At 64.1% G+C, this 18,754-nt stretch carries 22 protein-coding genes; 7 read left to right on the top strand and 15 right to left on the bottom strand.

Annotated features, from left to right (window positions below; translation table 11 throughout):
- Positions 1–13 precede the first annotated feature (13 nt).
- Entirely contained in the window at positions 14–316 is a 303-nt protein-coding gene (locus ACR0LD_RS03665; protein WP_480635637.1) for a hypothetical protein, read from the top strand.
- Here ACR0LD_RS03665 and ACR0LD_RS03660 read toward each other — a convergent pair.
- From ACR0LD_RS03660 to ACR0LD_RS03645, 4 genes are all read right to left on the bottom strand, one after another.
- Positions 242–649 (bottom strand): DUF1499 domain-containing protein, encoded by a 408-nt coding sequence (locus ACR0LD_RS03660; protein ID WP_480635636.1) that lies wholly within the window; start codon positions 647–649, stop codon positions 242–244. The two genes, ACR0LD_RS03665 and ACR0LD_RS03660, sit on opposite strands and share 75 nt — an antisense overlap.
- A 66-nt stretch (positions 650–715) precedes the next feature.
- On the bottom strand, positions 716–1,663 hold the full coding sequence (speB, locus tag ACR0LD_RS03655) for an agmatinase (RefSeq protein ID WP_170402632.1): 948 nt from the start codon (positions 1,661–1,663) through the stop codon (positions 716–718).
- A gap of 69 nt (positions 1,664–1,732) precedes the next feature.
- Entirely contained in the window at positions 1,733–2,710 is a 978-nt protein-coding gene (gene speB, locus ACR0LD_RS03650) for an agmatinase (protein ID WP_170358930.1), read from the bottom strand.
- A gap of 35 nt (positions 2,711–2,745) precedes the next feature.
- The gene (locus ACR0LD_RS03645) at positions 2,746–3,909 is read right to left on the bottom strand and encodes a M20 aminoacylase family protein (RefSeq protein WP_170366170.1); all 1,164 of its coding nucleotides are present in this window, start codon (positions 3,907–3,909) and stop codon (positions 2,746–2,748) included.
- A gap of 66 nt (positions 3,910–3,975) precedes the next feature.
- Between ACR0LD_RS03645 and mazG the strand changes: the two genes are divergently transcribed.
- The 3 genes from mazG to ACR0LD_RS03630 all read left to right on the top strand — a co-directional run bounded on the left by mazG (position 3,976) and on the right by ACR0LD_RS03630 (position 6,282).
- Positions 3,976–4,833, top strand: a complete 858-nt coding sequence (gene mazG, locus ACR0LD_RS03640) for a nucleoside triphosphate pyrophosphohydrolase (RefSeq protein WP_480635635.1) — start codon at positions 3,976–3,978, stop codon at positions 4,831–4,833.
- Positions 4,834–4,894: 61 nt separating this feature from the next.
- Positions 4,895–5,836, top strand: a complete 942-nt coding sequence (locus ACR0LD_RS03635) for a nucleoside hydrolase (protein WP_480635634.1) — start codon at positions 4,895–4,897, stop codon at positions 5,834–5,836.
- Complete coding sequence (locus tag ACR0LD_RS03630) at positions 5,833–6,282, top strand: GNAT family N-acetyltransferase (protein ID WP_480635633.1); 450 nt, start codon at positions 5,833–5,835, stop codon at positions 6,280–6,282. Before ACR0LD_RS03635 ends, ACR0LD_RS03630 begins: the two co-directional genes overlap by 4 nt.
- Here ACR0LD_RS03630 and ACR0LD_RS03625 read toward each other — a convergent pair.
- From ACR0LD_RS03625 to ACR0LD_RS03595, 7 genes are all read right to left on the bottom strand, one after another.
- A complete protein-coding gene (locus tag ACR0LD_RS03625; RefSeq protein ID WP_170338259.1) occupies positions 6,279–6,449 on the bottom strand; it encodes a hypothetical protein in 171 nt (56 codons plus the stop codon). The two genes, ACR0LD_RS03630 and ACR0LD_RS03625, sit on opposite strands and share 4 nt — an antisense overlap.
- Positions 6,450–6,582: 133 nt before the next feature.
- The gene (locus tag ACR0LD_RS03620; RefSeq protein WP_480635632.1) at positions 6,583–7,125 is read right to left on the bottom strand and encodes a GNAT family N-acetyltransferase; all 543 of its coding nucleotides are present in this window, start codon (positions 7,123–7,125) and stop codon (positions 6,583–6,585) included.
- Between the two features lie 46 nt (positions 7,126–7,171).
- On the bottom strand, positions 7,172–8,449 hold the full coding sequence (gene eno, locus ACR0LD_RS03615) for a phosphopyruvate hydratase (RefSeq protein WP_170366178.1): 1,278 nt from the start codon (positions 8,447–8,449) through the stop codon (positions 7,172–7,174).
- 135 nt (positions 8,450–8,584) lie between these two features.
- Positions 8,585–9,469, bottom strand: coding sequence for a DMT family transporter (locus ACR0LD_RS03610; RefSeq protein ID WP_170432248.1), 885 nt, complete (start codon positions 9,467–9,469; stop codon positions 8,585–8,587).
- Between the two features lie 148 nt (positions 9,470–9,617).
- Entirely contained in the window at positions 9,618–10,031 is a 414-nt protein-coding gene (locus ACR0LD_RS03605; RefSeq protein WP_093962302.1) for a Fur family transcriptional regulator, read from the bottom strand.
- An 81-nt stretch (positions 10,032–10,112) separates the two neighbouring features.
- Positions 10,113–10,817 carry an endonuclease/exonuclease/phosphatase family protein gene (locus ACR0LD_RS03600; RefSeq protein WP_170358914.1) on the bottom strand — a complete coding sequence of 235 codons (705 nt, stop codon included), beginning with the start codon at positions 10,815–10,817 and terminating at the stop codon, positions 10,113–10,115.
- A gap of 86 nt (positions 10,818–10,903) precedes the next feature.
- A complete protein-coding gene (locus ACR0LD_RS03595; RefSeq protein WP_480635631.1) occupies positions 10,904–12,322 on the bottom strand; it encodes a protein adenylyltransferase SelO in 1,419 nt (472 codons plus the stop codon).
- A 66-nt stretch (positions 12,323–12,388) separates the two neighbouring features.
- Between ACR0LD_RS03595 and ACR0LD_RS03590 the strand changes: the two genes are divergently transcribed.
- Both ACR0LD_RS03590 and ACR0LD_RS03585 read left to right on the top strand, forming a co-directional pair.
- Positions 12,389–12,808, top strand: a complete 420-nt coding sequence (locus ACR0LD_RS03590) for a cupin domain-containing protein (protein ID WP_170358910.1) — start codon at positions 12,389–12,391, stop codon at positions 12,806–12,808.
- Positions 12,809–12,898: 90 nt separating this feature from the next.
- Entirely contained in the window at positions 12,899–14,440 is a 1,542-nt protein-coding gene (locus tag ACR0LD_RS03585) for a phospholipase D family protein (protein WP_480635630.1), read from the top strand.
- Between the two features lie 12 nt (positions 14,441–14,452).
- Here ACR0LD_RS03585 and ACR0LD_RS03580 read toward each other — a convergent pair whose 3' ends face one another.
- From ACR0LD_RS03580 to ACR0LD_RS03570, 3 genes are all read right to left on the bottom strand, one after another.
- Positions 14,453–14,905 carry a TspO/MBR family protein gene (locus tag ACR0LD_RS03580; protein ID WP_170363300.1) on the bottom strand — a complete coding sequence of 151 codons (453 nt, stop codon included), beginning with the start codon at positions 14,903–14,905 and terminating at the stop codon, positions 14,453–14,455.
- A gap of 29 nt (positions 14,906–14,934) precedes the next feature.
- The gene (locus ACR0LD_RS03575) at positions 14,935–15,447 is read right to left on the bottom strand and encodes an aggregation factor core (protein ID WP_170446407.1); all 513 of its coding nucleotides are present in this window, start codon (positions 15,445–15,447) and stop codon (positions 14,935–14,937) included.
- A 76-nt stretch (positions 15,448–15,523) separates the two neighbouring features.
- Entirely contained in the window at positions 15,524–16,645 is a 1,122-nt protein-coding gene (locus ACR0LD_RS03570; protein WP_480635629.1) for an anhydro-N-acetylmuramic acid kinase, read from the bottom strand.
- Positions 16,646–16,708: 63 nt separating this feature from the next.
- On the opposite strand from ACR0LD_RS03570, the gene tyrS reads away from it, so the two are divergent.
- On the top strand, positions 16,709–17,959 hold the full coding sequence (gene tyrS / locus ACR0LD_RS03565; RefSeq protein ID WP_480635628.1) for a tyrosine--tRNA ligase: 1,251 nt from the start codon (positions 16,709–16,711) through the stop codon (positions 17,957–17,959).
- A gap of 37 nt (positions 17,960–17,996) precedes the next feature.
- Here tyrS and ACR0LD_RS03560 read toward each other — a convergent pair whose 3' ends face one another.
- The gene (locus tag ACR0LD_RS03560; protein WP_480635627.1) at positions 17,997–18,698 is read right to left on the bottom strand and encodes a GntR family transcriptional regulator; all 702 of its coding nucleotides are present in this window, start codon (positions 18,696–18,698) and stop codon (positions 17,997–17,999) included.
- Between the last annotated feature and the right edge of the window lie 56 nt (positions 18,699–18,754).

The raw sequence follows: 18,754 nt of genomic DNA, 5'->3' as shown, positions 1-18,754 counted from the left end.
CTAAGCTATGCGCATGAAACGGATCATTGCCCTGCTGATTGTCTGCGCAACACCCGGTCTGGCCGATGTCATCGGCCCCGGTGGCAAGGTGCAGGATTGCTATTGCACCGACACGTCCGGCAGCCGCGTCGAACTGGGCGAGATGGTCTGCCTGCAGGTCGATGGCCGCATGTTCATGGCCCAATGCCAGATGTCGCTGAACGTGCCGATGTGGCGCGAGGTGTCCGAGGGGTGCCTGTCTTCAGGACTGCATAGCCGCCAGCCAACCGTCGACCCGGGTGCGGTTGACGTCGAAATCCCGTCGGCCAAATCGTAACCGTCCATAGATGCGCAACGAGTCGCCGTCCTGCTGGGCGGTAGTGTAGTCGGGAAAGCCGAACACCCGGCTGCGGGACACATAGGTGATCAGGCCCTCATCCACCGATCCGGCCAGCACCGTCGTACGCGGCGTCGACCGCGCCATCTTGTCCAGCCGCGCGAGGCCGTCCGGCCCGGTCTGCACCACGCGGATCACGCCTCCGGGCAGGTCACGATCTGCCTCGGCCACGACTGGCACATGCCAGCGCGCGGGATCGGCCGGTGCCAGCCGCACATAGAGGCCAAGCCCGACAACCGCGGCGACGATCAACCAAAGAACCATGCGTTTCATTCCAATCAGACCTTCCGGCAGAACCCTAGCCGCCCGCTGGTAAGGGGCAAGACCTGCCGGCGCTGCCTACCGTGACGTCACGCCGGGCAGAATGCACAGCAGTTCGAACAGCAGATTTGCCGCCGTCAGCGCGGTGTTGCCCGACGGGTCATAGGGCGGCGAGACCTCGACCAGATCGCAGCCCACCACGTTCATGCCCCCCAGCGCGTGGATCAGCTGCAGCGCTTGCGGCGTGGTCAGCCCGCCGATCTCGGGCGTACCGGTGCCGGGGGCATAGGCCGGGTCCAGGCTGTCGATGTCGTAGGTGACATAAACCGGATGCTCGCCGATTTCCTTGCGGATCAACGCTCCGATTTGAGTCAGGTTTTGTTGCCACAACTCCCACGCAGGAAACTGCCGGAACCCCCAGCCCTTGGCCTCGGTGAAATCGCTGGCCGCATAGCCCGAGCCGCGGATACCGACCTGAAAGGTCCTGTCGGGCACGATCAGCCCCTCTTCATACGCGCGGCGGAAGACGGTTCCGTGGGTCTCACGCTCACCGAACATCTCGTCATTGACGTCGGCATGGGCGTCCACATGCACCAGGGCAACAGGCCCATGTTTTGCGGCAACGGCCCGCAGAATCGGCAGGGTGATCGAATGATCGCCCCCCATCGCCACCGGGATCACGCCCTGCGCCAGGATCGCGTCATAGCTTTCCTTGATGATCCGAAGGCTGTCGGCCAGCGAGAAGGTGTTGATCGCCAGATCTCCGATATCGGCGATCTGGAGGCTGTCGAAAGGCGCGGCGAAGGTAGCCATGTTGTAGGGCCGGATCATCGCGCTTTCGGCGCGGATCTGCTTGGGGCCGAACCGGGTGCCCGACCGCCATGAGGTTCCGATATCCATCGGCACGCCCAGCACCGCCACGTCCAGCCCCGCCAGCGTATCGGCCGCGGGCAACCGCATGAAGGTGTTCGGCCCGGAAAACCGCGCCAGATCATTGCCGCTGATGGGTTGGTTGTATTGGCTCATGGCGTGCGCGTCCCCTGTCCCGTTGGTTCACCTGATATCGGCCATAGCAAAACCATGGCTAACCAATGGTTAAAGCCGCCCGTCTTTCGCCAGCTTGGTCCATCCCAGCAGGCAGATGATCTGGGTCGCCACATGCGCCCCCGCAATCGCCGTTGCGCCGGACGTATCGAACGGCGGAGACACCTCGACCACGTCGCCGCCCTTGATGTTGATCCCGGCGATGTCGCGCAGAATGATCTGCGCCTGGATCGAGCTGAGCCCGCCCCAGACCGGCGTGCCGGTGCCGGGGGCAAAGGCCGGGTCCAGCCCGTCGATGTCAAAGCTCAGATAGACCGGACTGTCGCCCAGGATGCCCTTGATCTTCTGCGCCACGGCGGCGGGGCCGGATTCATAGACCTCGCGCGCGTCGATGATGTTGACGCCCAGCGTGTCCTCGTTGGTGGTGCGGATCCCGACCTGGACCGAGCGTTTCGGGTCCACGATTCCCGACTTCACCGCCTTGTAGAACATGGTTCCGTGGTCCACCCGGCTCATGTCGTCATCGGCCCAGGTGTCGGTATGGGCGTCGAACTGCAACAGGGACATCGGGCCGTATTTCTCGGCATAGGCCTTGAGGATCGGAAAGCTGATATAGTGGTCGCCCCCCAGCGTGACCGAGGCCACATCCGCCGCCAGAATGGTACGGATATGATTGGTCAGCGTGTCGGGAAAGGCCGGGATGTTGGCATAGTCATAGGCCATGTCGCCATAGTCGATGATCGCCAGCTCGCTGAGCGCATCGAAGGGCCAGCCATAGGGCGCATCGGGCGATTGCAGGGCGCTGGCCTCGCGGATCGCGCGCGGACCCAGACGGGTACCGGGGCGGTTGGTCACCGCCTGATCGAACGGCACGCCGGTCACCGCGATATCGGCGCCGGTCAGATCCTTGGTGTACAGCCGCCGCAGAAAGGACGTCGCCCCGCCAAAGGTGTTTTCATAGCTCAACCCCTTCAGGTCGGGGTTGGTAAAGGCCTCATCGACCTGATTTTTTGCGTCTTCCAATGCCATTTTGGCCCGTTTCCTTCCTGATATCGACCGGACCGTCAGGTCAACGGCTGCGCCTTTTCGACGATGCGCGCAAAGAACGAGGCACCCACCGGTGCGATCTCGTCGTTGAAATTGTACTTGGGGTGGTGCAACCCGGGCCCGTCGCCCTGCCCCAGGAACAGATAGGCGCCCGGACGTTCCTGCAGCATGTACGAGAAATCTTCGGCCCCCATCTCGCGCCCGGCTTCGGCGATCACCCGATCGGCTCCCGAGACCTCGCGCGCAACTTCGGCGGCGAAACCGGTCTTGTCCGCATCGTTGACCGTGGCCGGATAGCCGACGACATAATCCAGCGTCGCCGTGACCCCGTAGGACGCCGCCTGCCCCTGCACGATTTCTTCAAGACGGTTCATCACCATCTGCTGCACCGCCGGATCGAAAGTGCGGACGGTGCCGTTCAGATAGGCGGTGTCGGGGATCACATTGTTCACGGTCCCGGTGTGGATCTGGGTGACCGAGATCACCAGATCGTCCAGCGCATAGTGGTTGCGGCTGACGATGGTCTGGATCGCCTGGGCGATTCCGCAGGCGGCCATGACCGGGTCGCGCGTCTCGTGCGGCATGGCACCGTGGCCACCCACGCCCTGAATGTGGATGTCGAACGTATCGACCGCCGCCATGATCGGCCCAGGCGTGGTATAGAACGCGCCCTCGGCAAAGCCCGGCGCGTTGTGCAGGGCATAGACCTGAGCGATGTCGAACCGGTCCATCACACCCTCTTTGACCATGATATCGGCACCACCGCCCTCTTCCTCGGCGGGTTGGAACAGCAACGCCACCCGGCCCCGGAAATTCCGCGTCTCGGCCAGGTACCGCGCCGCGCCCAGCAGCATAGTGGTGTGCCCGTCATGCCCGCAAGCATGCATCATGCCCGGTGTCTTCGAGGCATAGTCCACACCCGTTTCCTCAGCGATCGGCAGCGCATCCATGTCGGCGCGCAGCCCGATCGTGGGGCCATCGCCCTGCCCGGTGATGATCGCCACGATCCCTGTCTGCGCGATCCCTTCGTGCAATTCGTCCACGCCGAATTCACGCAGCCGCTCGGCCACGAAAGCGGCAGTCTGGTGGCAGTCGAACTCCAGTTCCGGGATCGTGTGCAGGTGCTGGCGCCATTCGGCCATGTCGGCGGCGTAATCGGCAATGCGGTTGACGACGGGCATCGGGGGTGGACTCCTGATCCAAGCTGCGGGATGGATGCATCTGACACCGGAACAAGGGGCTTCGCAATGGCTGAAAATCCACTGATCCACGATACCGACGCCGGAATCGAGCGGCTGCTGGAGATCATGCGCCGCCTGCGCGACCCGGAAACCGGCTGCCCGTGGGACATCGAACAGGATTTCGCCACCATCGCCCCCTACACGATCGAAGAGGCTTACGAGGTCGCCGACGCCATCGAGCGACAAGCCTGGGACGAGCTCAAGGGCGAGCTGGGCGACCTGCTGTTCCAGTCGGTCTTTCACGCGCAGATGGCCGAAGAGGCGGGGCATTTCACCTTTCAGGACGTGGTGCGCACCATGTCCGACAAGATGGTGGCCCGCCATCCGCATGTCTTCCGCGACGAATCCCGCGACAAGTCCGCCGAACAGCAGACCCGCGACTGGGAGGCGATCAAGGCCGCCGAGCGCGCGGGCAAGGAACAGAAAGGCGCTCTGGACGGGGTGGCCGCCAACCTGCCCGCCCTGCTGCGCGCCTACAAGCTGCAGAAACGCGCCGCGCGGGTGGGTTTCGACTGGCCCGATGTCAGCCATGTGCTGGCCAAGATCACCGAAGAGGCCGCCGAACTGACAGAGGCGCGCGACCAGATGGACGCGGACGCGCTCGAGGACGAGTTCGGCGACCTGCTGTTCGTGATCGTCAATCTCGGCCGCCATATGGGCATCGAGCCCGAGGCCGCGCTGCGCCGCACCAACGCCAAGTTCACCCGCCGGTTCGAACAGGTCGAAGCCCGGCTGGCCGCACGTGGCAAGACGCCGTCAGACAGCACGCTGGAAGAGATGGACGCCCTGTGGGACGCGGTGAAAACCGAAGAACACCGGGCAAATGGCAAACTCCCGCCGGTGGCCACCGGAACAGGGGCCTGAAACCGCTGGACAAGCGGCGCGCGGATTGACAGTCTCCGCCCTTCAAGACCCCGGAGGCCCCGTGACCGCGCGCAAGATCATCATCGACACCGACCCCGGACAGGACGACGCCGTCGCCATCCTGCTGGCGCTGGCCAGCCCAGACGAGATCGAGGTTCTGGGCATCACCGCCGTCGCCGGCAACGTGCCGCTGGAGCTGACCGCAAAGAATGCGCGCATCGTCTGCGAACTGGCCGGGCGCACCGACATTCCGGTCTTTGCCGGGTGCGACCGCCCTTTGAAACGTCCTCTGATCACCGCCGAGCACGTGCATGGCAAAACCGGGCTGGACGGCCCCGTCCTGCCTGACCCGCAGATACCGTTGGCCGAGGGGCATGGCGTCGATTTCATCATCGACACGCTGCGCGCGCAGGATTCCGGCACCGTCACCCTCTGCCCGCTGGGGCCGCTGACAAACATCGCCACGGCTTTTCAGAAGGCGCCCGACATTGTTGAGCGCGTGCAGGAAATCGTGCTGATGGGTGGCGCTTACTTCGAAGTCGGAAACATCACACCCACCGCCGAATTCAACATTCATGTCGACCCCGAGGCCGCTGATATCGTGTTCAAATCCGGCGTTCCGATCGTGGTGATGCCGCTGGACGTGACGCACAAGGCGCTGGTTACCAAACCGCGCAACGACGCCTTCCGCGCCCTTGGCACCAAGGTTGGAATCGCAGTGGCCGAGATGACCGATTTCTTCGAACGTTTCGACAAGGAAAAATACGGAAGCGAGGGCGCGCCCCTGCACGATCCCTGCGTGACCGCCTATCTGATCCGCCCCGAGCTGTTCTCGGGCCGCCATGTGAACGTCGAGATCGAAACCCAGTCGGACCTCACGCTCGGCATGACCGTCGCCGACTGGTGGGGCGTCACCGACCGCAGGCCCAACGCGCTGTTCATCGGCGACGTGGACGCCGACGGGTTCTTTGCCTTGCTGACCGAACGGCTGGCGCGGCTATGAGTGCCGCTCTGCGCCTTGCCCGTCCCGAGGACCTTGATCGCCTGATGGGCCTGGTCGCCTCCTTTCACGCTGAGGCCGGGATCGAACAGGACCCCGACCAAAGGCGCGATGCGCTGACGCCGCTGCTGGAAGGCATCCCGCATGGCTGTATTTATCTGATCGGCCCGTCGCGCGCACCGTTGGGCTACATCATCCTGACCTTCGGTTGGTCGGTCGAGTTCGGGGGGATGGACGGGTTCGTCGATGAAATCTACATCCGACCCGCCATTCGCGGCCGCGGAATCGCCACCGAGGTTCTATTGGACTTGCCCAAAGCGCTGGCGGGTGCCGGCCTGACGGCCCTGCATCTGGAAGTGGATCGAACCAACGAAGCCGCGCAGAAACTCTACCTTAGGACCGGTTTCAAACCGCGCGACCGTTACATGTTGATGAGCAAAAAGCTCTAGCGTGACTCGCCGCGGAAGATCAGCCCGGGATTGTAGTACATCTCTTGCACCGGATCGTTCTGCGACACCGGCTCGCCGGTGATCGGGTAGGTGTCAGGCCCTGCGCAGGCCGCCAGAACCCCGACGGAAAGCACGGAAATAACGAGAAGGATTCTTGAAGCGGACATCACGTTCTCCTTTTCTGCTGTACCGTCAAGCTACGCCCGACAACCTCGCACTTGTAGGAACAAGTTCACACATAATCACATTTATGTTTGCTTTTTTCTCCCTGCCTGCCCCAAACTCGGGCGTAAAGGGAGATTACCCTGCAATTCCATCGGGTTCGGCAGAGTCGTCCGCCAGTGACATTTCGAAGAACAACAGCTGGCCTTGGGCGATCTTGGGTATATCCGAATAGGCATCGCGCAGCTTGAACCCCAGCGACAGATACAGCCGAGTCGCCGCTTCCAGCGGTTTTCCGGTGTCCATCCGGATCATCTCAAACCCGTCCTTGCGGCACTGGGCAATCAGCGCCTGCATGATCGCACACCCCGCGCCAGTGCCCCGAGCGTCATCGGTCACGAACACGCGCTTGATCTCGGCGATACCCGGACCGATCGTCTGGAACATCCCGCAGCCCACCGCCTGCCCGTCCAGCATCGCCAGCCGGGTCCCGCCCTTGGGTGGCATATGCTCGACTTCGATGGCGGACAGAACAGCTGCATATTTCTCGGGTGGATAGAACGTGTTCACGACCTGCCGCGATCGTTCATCCAACGTCAGCAGATAGGCGTGATAATCCCAACACAAACGCCGGACAGCATCGAACTGGTCCGGCGTTCTTGGTTCAACGATACTAAGCATGACGGACCCCCGGCCAATGTCGGGGGTCAGCCTAGCAGCTTGAGCGTTACTTGCGAAGGATCGAACGCCCCGCGTATTCCGCGACCTCGCCCAGCGTTTCCTCGATGCGGATCAGCTGGTTGTACTTGGCCAGCCGGTCCGACCGCGCTAGCGAGCCGGTCTTGATCTGACCGCAGTTGGTCGCCACGGCCAGATCGGCGATGGTAGCGTCCTCGGTCTCGCCCGAGCGGTGCGACATCACGTTGGTATAGCGGGCGCGGTGCGCCATATCCACGGCACGCAGGGTCTCGGTCAGCGAACCGATCTGGTTCACCTTGACCAGCATCGAGTTGGCGCAGCCCTTCTCGATCCCTTCGGCCAGACGCGCGGGGTTGGTCACGAACAGGTCGTCACCTACCAGCTGCACCTTGCCGTCCAGCTCGTCGGTCAGCGCCTTCCAGCCGTCCCAGTCATCCTCGGACATGCCATCCTCGATCGAGATGATCGGATAGTCGTTCACCAGGGCTGCCAGATAGGCCACGTTCTCGTCGCTGCTGAGGGTCTTGCCCTCGCCCGACAGGACGTATTTGCCGTCCTTGTAATACTCGGTGGCGGCGCAATCGAGCGCCAGGTAGATCTCGTCACCCGGCTTGTAGCCCGCCTTCTCGATCGACTTGAGGATGAAATCCAGTGCCTCGCGGGTCGAGGCGATGTTGGGGGCAAACCCGCCCTCGTCGCCGACACCGGTGGCCAGCCCGGCGGCCGATAGTTCCTTTTTCAGAGTGTGGAACACTTCCGAACCCATGCGCACCGCTTCGCGGATGTTGCTGGCGGCCACGGGCATGATCATGAATTCCTGGATGTCGATCGGGTTGTCGGCATGTTCGCCGCCATTGATGATGTTCATCATCGGCACCGGCAGAACCCGCGCCGAGGTGCCCCCCACGTAGCGATAGAGCGGCTGGGTGGTGAAATCCGCCGCCGCCTTGGCCACGGCCAGCGACACGCCCAGAATGGCGTTGGCGCCCAGGCGGCCCTTGTTCGGGGTGCCGTCCAGCTCGATCATGGCGGCGTCGATCGCCACCTGCTCGGTCGCGTCAAAGCCCACCAGCTCTTCGGCGATCTCGCCGTTCACGGCGGCCACGGCTTCGAGCACGCCCTTGCCCATGTAACGGGACTTGTCGCCATCGCGCTTTTCCACCGCCTCATAGGCGCCGGTCGATGCGCCCGAAGGCACGGCGGCCCGGCCCATGGTGCCGTCTTCCAGAACCACGTCCACCTCGACGGTGGGGTTGCCCCGGCTGTCCAGGATTTCGCGTGCGTGGATGTCGATGATGGTGCTCATGATACCGGTCCCTGAAAATGCGTTCGGTTGCATGCCTCATACCAGCACGCGGGGAAAAGTAAACCGGGTCCGTTATCGCTAACACGCATATTTTCCGGCCTTTAGCGCCAACAGCGGCGTGTTTGCGCCAACAGGTCAGCAGACCGCCGGAGCCATGGCCCGGGCAATGCGCCGTTCGCGGATGAACGTGTACATGCCCGACCCGATGATCAGCGACGCGCCGATCATGGTCATCAGGTCCGGCCGTTCGCCGAACATCCACATCCCTGCCAAGATCGAAAACAGCAGCCGCGTATAGCGGAACGGCGTCAGGGCCGAGGCCTCGCCCACGCGCATTGCGGTCACGATCCCCAGATAGCCTAGAACACCGAATCCAACGGCACCGAGATAGGGTCCGATCTGCCCCATCTGCAGCGGCGCCAGAGGCTGCGCCGAGGTCAGCATCAGCACGCCGCCGGCAATTGCGACCGCCGCGTAGGCCTGCAGCGCCACCACGGCCGAAGCCACGCGCGCGTCCAGCCGGCGGGTGATCAGGTCCCGCGCGGCGATCGCAATGACGCTGGCCACCACGAACAGAGCCTCGGGCCGAAACCCGTCCAGACCGGGGCGGATGATCATCAGAACGCCGATGAACCCGACACCGATTGCGCTCCAACGGCGCCAGCCGACCTGCTCGCGCAGGAAGAGTGCGGCCCCCATCGTGACCACCAGCGGCATCGCCTGGAACACGGCCGCAACGGTTGACAGGTCGACCAGGGACAAGGCCGTGACAAAACTCAGCGCCCCGACCGCCTCGGTGCACGCGCGGATCACGAACAGCGGTTGCCAAGCGGCCGAGTCAAAGATCGGTTTGCGTGTCACGATGGCCATGGCGGCAAAGACTAGCGCGCAGAACAGCCCCAACACGATCATGACCTGACCGGTCGGCACGGTGACCGACAAATGCTTGATGAACATGTCCTCAAGCGTGAAGGCGGCCATAGCGCCGATGACCAGCAGGATGCCGTTCGCGTTGTTCATGTCATTGCCTATTGATTTCGGAGGGCCTAATTGCCGCGTCGCAACTCAGAAGACCCGGATCGCGCCGCCGTGGCAAGCGCGAAGAGGGCTTGGAATCATGAATAGATTTTAGATGACCAATCGCTTTTGGTGATGTGTCCCGGCCGGATCAGTCCTTGTCCAGCGGAACTCCGTACAACTCCAGCCGATGACCTTTCAGGCGATAGCCCAGCTTCGAGGCGATCTTTTCCTGCAGGGCTTCGATCTCGGGGTCCACGAATTCAATCACCTCGCCCGAGTTCATGTCGATCAGGTGATCGTGGTGGTCGCGCTCGGCGTCCTCATAGCGCGCACGCCCGTCGCCGAATTCCAGCCGTTCGAGAATGCCGGCCTCTTCGAAAAGTTTGACGGTGCGATAGACGGTTGCGATCGAAATGCCCGCATCCAGCGCCGAGGCGCGTGCGTACAGTTCCTCGACATCGGGATGATCATCACTGTCCTGCAGTACCTGCGCGATGGTTCGACGCTGGCCGGTCATGCGCAGGCCTTTGGCTTCGCAACGCGCGATGATCGTGTCCGCCATGTCATCCCCCAGAATCCGTTCGGGTTTCTGTCTTAGTACGTCCGCGCAGATTTCGCCACTGTGATTTGCGCCCGCTGCGCCTTAGCCCGCCAGCCGCAGATCGGCCCAGACCGGCAGGTGGTCCGAGGCGATATGCGCGGGCCGTTCCCCGTGCACGCCGTGGGCCAGCGCCTCGAGCCCACCGCCCAGCGCGATCCGGTCCAGCGCGCCCAGAGGCTGCGCGGCGGGAAAGCTGGGCACAGGCGGCAGGAACCGCATGTCGGGAGCCAGACGGTCAAGAATCGGTTGGCGTGACCATTCGTTGAAATCCCCTGCCCAGACGGTGGGCATCCGGTCCAGCGCGCGGCCGTCCTGCCGCAGGTGGATGATCTGCTGACGGCGCCACGCCGAGAACAGCCCCAGATGCATCCCCATCACCCGCAAAGGCCCGATATGGGTGTCGAACTCGACCCGGACCGCCCCGCGCGGCTCCAGCCCCGGCAGATCGTGATGCGCGGCGCAGCGCACCCGGATGTGGTCTCCCCGCCAGATCACCGCGTTGCCATGCCAGCCCAGACTGCCCGCACCGCCCAGATCGACGATCTTCCACCCGGCCTCGTCCAGCATGAAATGCGGCAGCGCCGCCGGGCGCGGCGGCAGGCGTTTGTCGGCCTCTTGAAGCACCACGATATCGGCGCCCAGCCGGTCCAGCACCTGCAGGATGCGCTGCGGCTGGCGTCGCAGGTCCAGTCCGACGCATTTCTGGATGTTGTAGCTGGCAAGGCGCAGCTTGGGCAAAGTGGTCATCGGTTTTCTACGGTTGTACCCCGTCAGGATTCGCAGGATCGCGCCTGGACGCAAGCCGATAGTTCAGCACAGATGCCGAAACCCGCTCAGGTCCCGCAAAAGGTGGCATGCACCACCTCGTCCTGCGTGGGCGGGCGTATCAGGTCGGCGGCGTCGGGCTGGTCGCCATAGGGCCGGGCCAGCACTGCATTCAGCCGGTGGAACGGGGCATAGTCGCCCTGAACGGCGGCCTGGATCATCTGTTCGACCCGGTGGTTGCGCGGGATGAAGGCGGGGTTGGCGGCGTGCATCACCGCGGCCGGGTCCGCCTCGCGCGTCAGTCGCGCGCGCCACCCCTCGGCCCAGCTGTCGAAAGCCGCCGGATCGGTGAACTGGTCCCGCGCCGCATCGCTGCCCAGCGCGCGGAAGGTATTGGTGAAATCGGCCTGATTCTGCGCCATCCGCGTCAGCAGGTCCGAGATCAGCGCAAGGTCGCCGTCCTCCTCGGTGGTCAGGCCGATCTTGGCCCGGAACCGGCGCAGCCAGTGCTTCTGCATCAAATCGGGCATGGCGTGTACGATCTCGGTCGCCTCTTCCACGGCGGCCTGCTTGTCCTCGATCTGCTGGATCAGCGCCGTCGCCAGCTGCGCCAGGTTCCACACCGCGATCTCGGGCTGGTTGGAATAGGCATAGCGCCCCATCCGGTCGATCGAACTGTAGACGGTGTTCGGATGATAGCTGTCCATGAAGGCGCAGGGGCCATAGTCGATGGTTTCGCCCGAAATGGCGCAGTTGTCGGTGTTCATCACCCCGTGGATGAAGCCCACCGCCATCCACTGCGCGATCAGCGCGGCCTGCGCGTCACGCACGGCGCGCAGCAGGCCCATCGGCCCGACGGCGTCCGGGTAGTGGCGCGCGATGGCATAGTCGGTCAGCCGCTGCAGGTCGGCGATCTGGCCGCGTGCGGCGAACACCTGAAACGTACCCACCCGCAGATGGCTTTGCGCCACGCGGGTCAGTACCGCACCGGGCATAGGGCCCTCGCGCAGCACGACCTCGCCGGTTTCCACCGCCGCCAGCGCCCGCGTGGTGGGAATACCCAGCGCGTGCATCGCCTCGGACACGACATATTCGCGCAGAACCGGCCCCAGCCAGGCCCGCCCGTCGCCCTGCCGCGAAAACGGCGTGCGCCCCGAGCCCTTGAGCTGAATGTCGCGGCGAATCCCGTCCGTGCCCACCACCTCGCCCAGAAGCACCGCGCGCCCGTCGCCCAGCTGCGGGTTGTAGTTGCCGAACTGGTGGCCGGAATACAGCTGCGCCAGCGGCTCGGCCCCGTCCGGCAGGGTGTTGCCCGCAAAAACCTGGGCCATGTCCTGCGCGTCACCGGGCGAGATACCCAGCACCTGCGCCAGATCGTCATTGAAAGCCACCAGCCGCGGCGCGCGTACGGGCTCGGGCGACTGGCGCGCATAAAACGCACCGGGCAGCCGGGCATAGGAATTGTCGAACGGGATCGTCAGGGTCATGGCGCAAACATATGATCTGTGCACAGTATTGCCAGCACCAAATCCCATCGCCGTGAAAGGCCCGCCATGACCGCCGACCAGATCATCGACCACCTGCAACTGCAGCCCCACCCCGAAGGCGGCTGGTATGCCGAGACCTGGCGCGCAGACAACACAGGCCGCCCCACCGCGACTTGCATCTATTTCCTGCTGAAACGGGACGAGGCCAGCCACTGGCACCGGGTCGATGCAACCGAGATCTGGCTGTTTCACGCCGGCGCGCCGCTGATCCTGTCGATCAGCGAAACCGATACTGGACCGGCAAGCGATCACATGCTGTCCCCTGACCTGAGCGCGGGCGCGCCGCAGGTCATCGTACCCGCCGGGCATTGGCAGGCTGCCCGCAGCACCGGGGACTACACGCTGGTCAGCTGCGTCGTCTCGCCCGGGTTCCAGTTCGACGGGTTCGAATTGGCGCCGCCGGAGTTCGACATTCCCAGGAACTAAACCTCAAGCCCCTGCCGAACCATGCTTGAACTTGCCCTGCCCGATGCGGCAAGGTTCGCGTGTGTATGATTGGGCAAAGACGAGGGCGCGATGCGGCTGATCAAGACTTTGGTGACCGTGGCTGTGATCCTCGGCCTGGGCGTGCTTGGGATGCGGTTGGCTTTTCCGCTGCCCGAGACCAATTTCTCGGAGCGGACATACCGCCAACCCGCGGATTGGACTGGTCCGCTGGGCCAAGCCATCGAGCCGGCGATGCAGCGCAACCCCGGACTGGACGGCGTCCGCCCCCTTGGTCAGGGGCATACCGCATTTGCTGCCCGCGCCATTCTCGCGCGTGAGGCGGTCTCGTCCTTAGATGCCCAATACTACATCTGGCAGGATGACGTGACCGGCCTGATGTTGCTGGACGAATTGCGTGCGGCGGCGGAACGGGGCGTACGCGTGCGCCTTCTGGTCGATGACAACGGCATCTCGGGGCTGGACCCGCTTCTGGCTGAACTGGATGCCATGCCAACGGCCCATGTCCGCATCTTCAACCCGTTCACGCTGCGCAATCCCAAGCTGCTGTCCTATGCGTTCGATTTCGGCCGGTTGAACCGCCGCATGCATAACAAGTCCATGACGGTGGACGGTGTGGCCACGATTGTCGGGGGCCGAAACATCGGCGACATCTATTTCGACTACGGTGCCGGGACGCATTATCTGGATGTCGATACCATCGCGATCGGTCCGATCGTGGACGAGGTGGCCGAGTCGTTCGATGCCTACTGGAACAGCGGATCAGCCTATGATGCCGCGTTGTTCCTGCCCGCTGCGACCGACCCAAGCCTGAAAGCACTGGCCGAGGCCGCGCGTCAGACCGCGGCCGGGGCCGGATACCAAAAGGCGATCCGCGACAATGAGCTGGCCGACCGCATCGCCGCCCGCGATCTGCCGTTCGAATGGAGCGCGGTCGAACTTTTTGTCGATGACCCGGCCAAGGGGCTTGGAGAGGTCGAGGACGAGAACCTCATGGTCGAGCGTCTCATCACCTTTGCCGAAAGCTCGGAGACTTCGCTCGATCTGGTCTCGGCCTATTTCATTCCCGGTCCCCGCGGGGCCGAGCTGCTCGAGCGGTTGTCGTCATCCGGGGTCAAAGTCCGGGTCCTGACCAACTCACTGGATGCGACCGATGTGATGCCGGTTCATGCGGCCTACATGGCCTATCGCGACGACCTGCTGGCAAGCGGGGTTCAGTTGCTGGAGCTGCGCGCGTTGCGCGACGAGCACAAGGAACGCAGCCTGCCCGAAATTCTTGCAGGCTCCGCCTCCGGCCTGCATGCAAAGGTTTTTGGCTCGGATGGCAAACGGATCTTTATCGGCTCATACAATCTGGACCCGCGTTCGGCCCGGTTGAACACCGAGATGGGCCTGCTGATCGAGAGCCCCACGATCGCGACAGATCTGGCCCGGCAACTGGACAAGCCGGAATTTGCCTATCGCGTCGAGATGGATGTTGACGGTGGGCTGGTCTGGGTTCAGCAGACCAAGGACGGGACGACCACGACCTTTGAGACCGACCCGAACACCTCGCGGTTCCAGCGCGGCCTTGCCGCCGTCGTCAGATGGCTGCCGGTCGAGTGGATGCTCTGACCACCGCCGGCGTCAGTTCAGGATCGCGATCGACAGGTTCAGAACGGTCGCAAATGCCACCCATGCCAGATAGGGCACGAACGCCCATGCCGAAACGCGATCCACAGGGCGGACACGTGTGATGAACAGAACAATCACCACCAGAAGCGCCAGTATCACTACCAATGCCAGCCACGGCTGGTGCAGCACGAAGAATGCGGGCGACCACAGGAAGTTCAGGCCCAGCTGCGCCCACCACAGGCGCATTGCGGGCGATCCCCGGTCGCGTTCGAACTGCCGCCATCCCGCCATCGCAATCAGCACGTACAGAACCGTCCAGACCGGGCCGAATACCCAGCCCGGCGGGTTGAAGACCGGTTTGTTCAGGTTTGCATACCACTCACCCGGCCCCGTCAGAGTGCCGATCAGTATGCCGCCACCCAGTACCAGAACCAGAAATGCGATACGTGTCAGGGTCTTGGTCATGCCGGTTCCATCCGCAGGTGCACTGCCCCTCAGCAGGTCCCGACCGGTATAGCCGCGCGGGCCGCCGACGAAAAGACACCACGCTGCGGGTTCTTCGCGCCTTCCAGAGAGACCGTCGCGCCCTGAATCTCAGCCCCCGACACGGTGATCTCGCGTCCGCCGCCCGTGTCATCCACGTCGATCGTAAAGGCGATTTCCGCACCGGGCGGCATGGCCCGGATGTCCAGATCGACCATCGACTGCCCGTCCTGAACCTGAGGCAACCCGTTCAGATACTCGGACCCCGAAACCATCTCAAACGGCTGAAACACTTCGACCCCTGCCCCCGCGCCAGTGACATCAAAGATCAGCCCGCCCTGCGACGAGGACAAATCCAGACGCACCGTTGCAGCAGACAGGCTGCAATCGCTGGCGTTGCGAAGAACGAAGCGGTCCTTTGGCGCTCCCTCGACGAACTCAACCTGCACGTCGGCCATGGCGGGCACTGCGAGCATGAACGCGACGGCACACCCGGCCGCATTTTTGACAAGGGAACCGATCATCTTCATCTCCGGCGTTTTTGTGGCTACTGCTACAATTACGCCCGAGCGCCTTGGCAGGATCATTTTTCGCCGCGTTTCAGCGCGGTGCGCCCTGCGACACCCGGCTGACCGTGCCCCCGCCAACCAACGCCTTGACACCGGTGGTGCCGGGGCAAGAGGTCGGCATCCCCCGCGCCACGCGCACCGCCAGATAGGCAAAGGCCTGCGCCTCGAGCATGTCGCCATCCAGACCTACGGCCTCGACCGGATCGACCGGGCAGTCCATCGCCACGCGCAGCATCTCCATCAAGACCGGGTTCCTGCGCCCGCCGCCGGTGACCAGCACCCGCGCGGGCGGTCTGGGGCAATGCTCCATCCCCTGCACCACCGCCGCCGCACTCATGCCTGTCAGGGTGGCGACGGCGTCAGCGTCGCTCAATTCCCTCACCAGGCCGATCATCTCGGCAAAATCGTTGCGGTCCAGCGATTTGGGCGGCAGGCGGTTGAAATAGGGCTCGGCAAGGAACAGCTCCAACGCTCCGGTCTCGACCGTGCCCTGCCGGGCCAGCGCGCCGTCGCGGTCCATCGGCAGGCCCAGACGCGCCTGCACCAGGTCGTCGATCGGCGCGTTGGCCGGGCCGGTGTCAAAGGCCAGCAGCGCACCGGGCGCCTCGGGCCCGTCAAAGGACGGGTCCACATAGGTCAGGTTGCCGACACCACCCAGATTCAGAAAGCACAAGGGCGCCGTGGCCCCGACATATTTTGCGCAGGCAAAGTGGAAGAACGGCGCCAGCGGCGCGCCCTCGCCGCCCATGGCCACGTCATCGCTGCGGAAATCCCAGACCACGGGCACACCCAGCGCGACCGCCAGCCCCTCGCCATCGCCCACCTGCAACGTGCCCTTTCCGCGCGGCTCATGCGCAAGGGTCTGGCCGTGAAAGCCGATCAGGTCCACGTCCTCGAATTCCGACAGCAGCTCGGCATGGGCGCGGGTCACCAGGTCTTCGGCGGCGTGCACTTCGGGTCCGCTCCATTTGCCCAACGCGGCGCGCAGCAGCTTGCGCTCGTCCTCGGTATAGGGCCTGTACGCGCTGTCGCCGAACCGCAGGATCTGCCGCCCGTCGGTTTCCACCACCGCCGCGTCGACCCCATCGAGCGAGGTGCCCGACATGGCCCCCAGTGCCCGCACTGCCCCAACTTTGCCTCGGGCCTTATTCATGGCCTTTTCCTTCCCTCGTTCGCCGCCTATAACGTGCCCCGCAATTCAACCCCGAGGCAAGACATGACGTATCACCCCAAATCGGATTTCATCGCCACGATGATCGAGCGCGGCTTTCTCGCCGATTGCACCGATTATCAGGGCCTTGACGATGCTCTGACAAGCGGGGTGCAGACAGCCTATATCGGGTATGACGCCACCGCCCAGTCCCTGCATGTCGGGCATCTGATGAACATCATGGTTCTGCGCTGGTTCCAGAAGCTGGGGCACAAGCCGATCACCCTGATGGGTGGCGGCACCACCAAGGTGGGCGATCCGTCTTTCCGCTCGGACGAACGCCCCCTGCTGGGCCCCGAGCAGATCGACGCCAACATCGCCGGCATGCAGAAGGTGTTCGACAAGTACCTGTCCTATGACAACAGCGACACCGGCGCGCTGATGCTGAACAATGCCGAATGGCTTGACGACCTGAACTATCTCGATTTCCTGCGGGACATCGGGCGGCATTTCTCGGTCAACCGGATGCTGTCCTTTGAATCGGTGAAATCGCGGCTGGACCGGGAACAGTCCCTGTCGTTCCTCGAGTTCAACTACATGATCCTGCAGGCTTATGACTTTCTGGAACTGAACCGCCGCTATGGCTGCATCCTGCAGATGGGCGGATCGGACCAGTGGGGCAACATCGTCAACGGCATCGACCTGACCCGCCGCGTGCTGGATCACGAGATCTATGGCCTGACCACGCCCCTGCTGACCACCAGCGATGGGCGCAAGATGGGCAAAAGCCAGGGCGGCGCCATCTGGCTGAACGGCGACATGCTGTCGCCCTACGAATTCTGGCAGTTCTGGCGCAACACCACCGACGCCGATGTGGGCCGCTTCCTGAAGATCTTCACCGAGCTTCCCGTGGACGAATGCGACCGCATGGGCGCGCTGCAGGGGTCCGAGATCAACGAGGCCAAGATCCGTCTGGCCAACGAGGTGACGACCCTGCTGCACGGGGCCGAGGCCGCGGCCAAGGCCGAGGCCACCGCGCGCGAGGTGTTCGAAAAGGGCGGCGTGGGCGGCGACCTGCCCACCCTGACCCTGACAGCCGAGGATCTGGGCGACGGCATCTCGGTCGTGCAGCTGATCGTGAAGTCGGGCCTGGCGAAATCGGGCAAGGAGGCCAAGCGCTTGATTTCCGAAAACGGCGCCCGTCTGGACGACGCACCGCTGACCGATGCCGGGCTGATGATCGACGCAGCGGCCCTTTCCTCGCCCATCAAGCTGAGCGCGGGCAAGAAGCGGCACGCGCTGGTGCAGCTGGGCTGAACCCGATCTCCACGGCCGCCTTCGGGCGGCCGTTTTTCTATCCGCGCTCGACCGAGCCCAGCGGCAGGTCCAGACCAGCCGGCGTCACGAACAGCTCGATCTGATCGCGCGACAGCGCCCAGTGATCGGCCGCCAGCTGCCCCGCCGCCGCCTCGTCACGCGCCTCGATCGCGGCGATGATGGCCTCATGCTGGTCGCAGGCCAGATCGAGGCCTTCACCCATCCCGTCCTGACCCGGGCGATAGAAGGTCATGCCGATGCGCGCATGGTCGATCAGCAGCCGCTGAAACGACGGCAGCAGGTAGACATTCGCCGCCATCTCGCCGGTGATCTCGTGGAACTGGTTGTTGGCCAGCGCGCGATCTTCGGCCGAGCTCGCCCGCAACGTTTCCCGAAACGCCGCCTGCGCCGCCTTCAACCGGTCGATCTGGTCGCCCGTGGCGTTCTGCGCCGCCAGCCGCAGCACCGCGCCATAGATCATCGGCGCCACCAGGAAGAAGTCGCGCAGCGTGGCATAAGACATCTGGGACACCCGCGCGCCCCGGTTTTCACGCAGTTCAAGATAGCCCAGCCCGGCCAGATGCCGGAACACTTCGCGCAGCGGTGTGCGCGACAGGCCGAACGCCTCGGACAGCTGCGCCTCGTCCAGGTCATCGCCAGGGCGCAGTTTCAGTGTCATCACCGCCGCCTTCAGATGCGCGGCCAGCGCCGCCTTGCGGCTTTTCGTGTCGTCTTTCATCCCCAACCTTCGATTTGGTCGAATCGCGACACCCAGGATGTCGCCTCTGCTCTTGC

The sequence above is a fragment of the Ruegeria sp. BF8 genome (genome assembly GCF_056538625.1).
The sequence above is the reverse complement of the archived record's forward strand: the minus strand, read 5'-3'. Positions and strand labels throughout refer to the sequence as shown.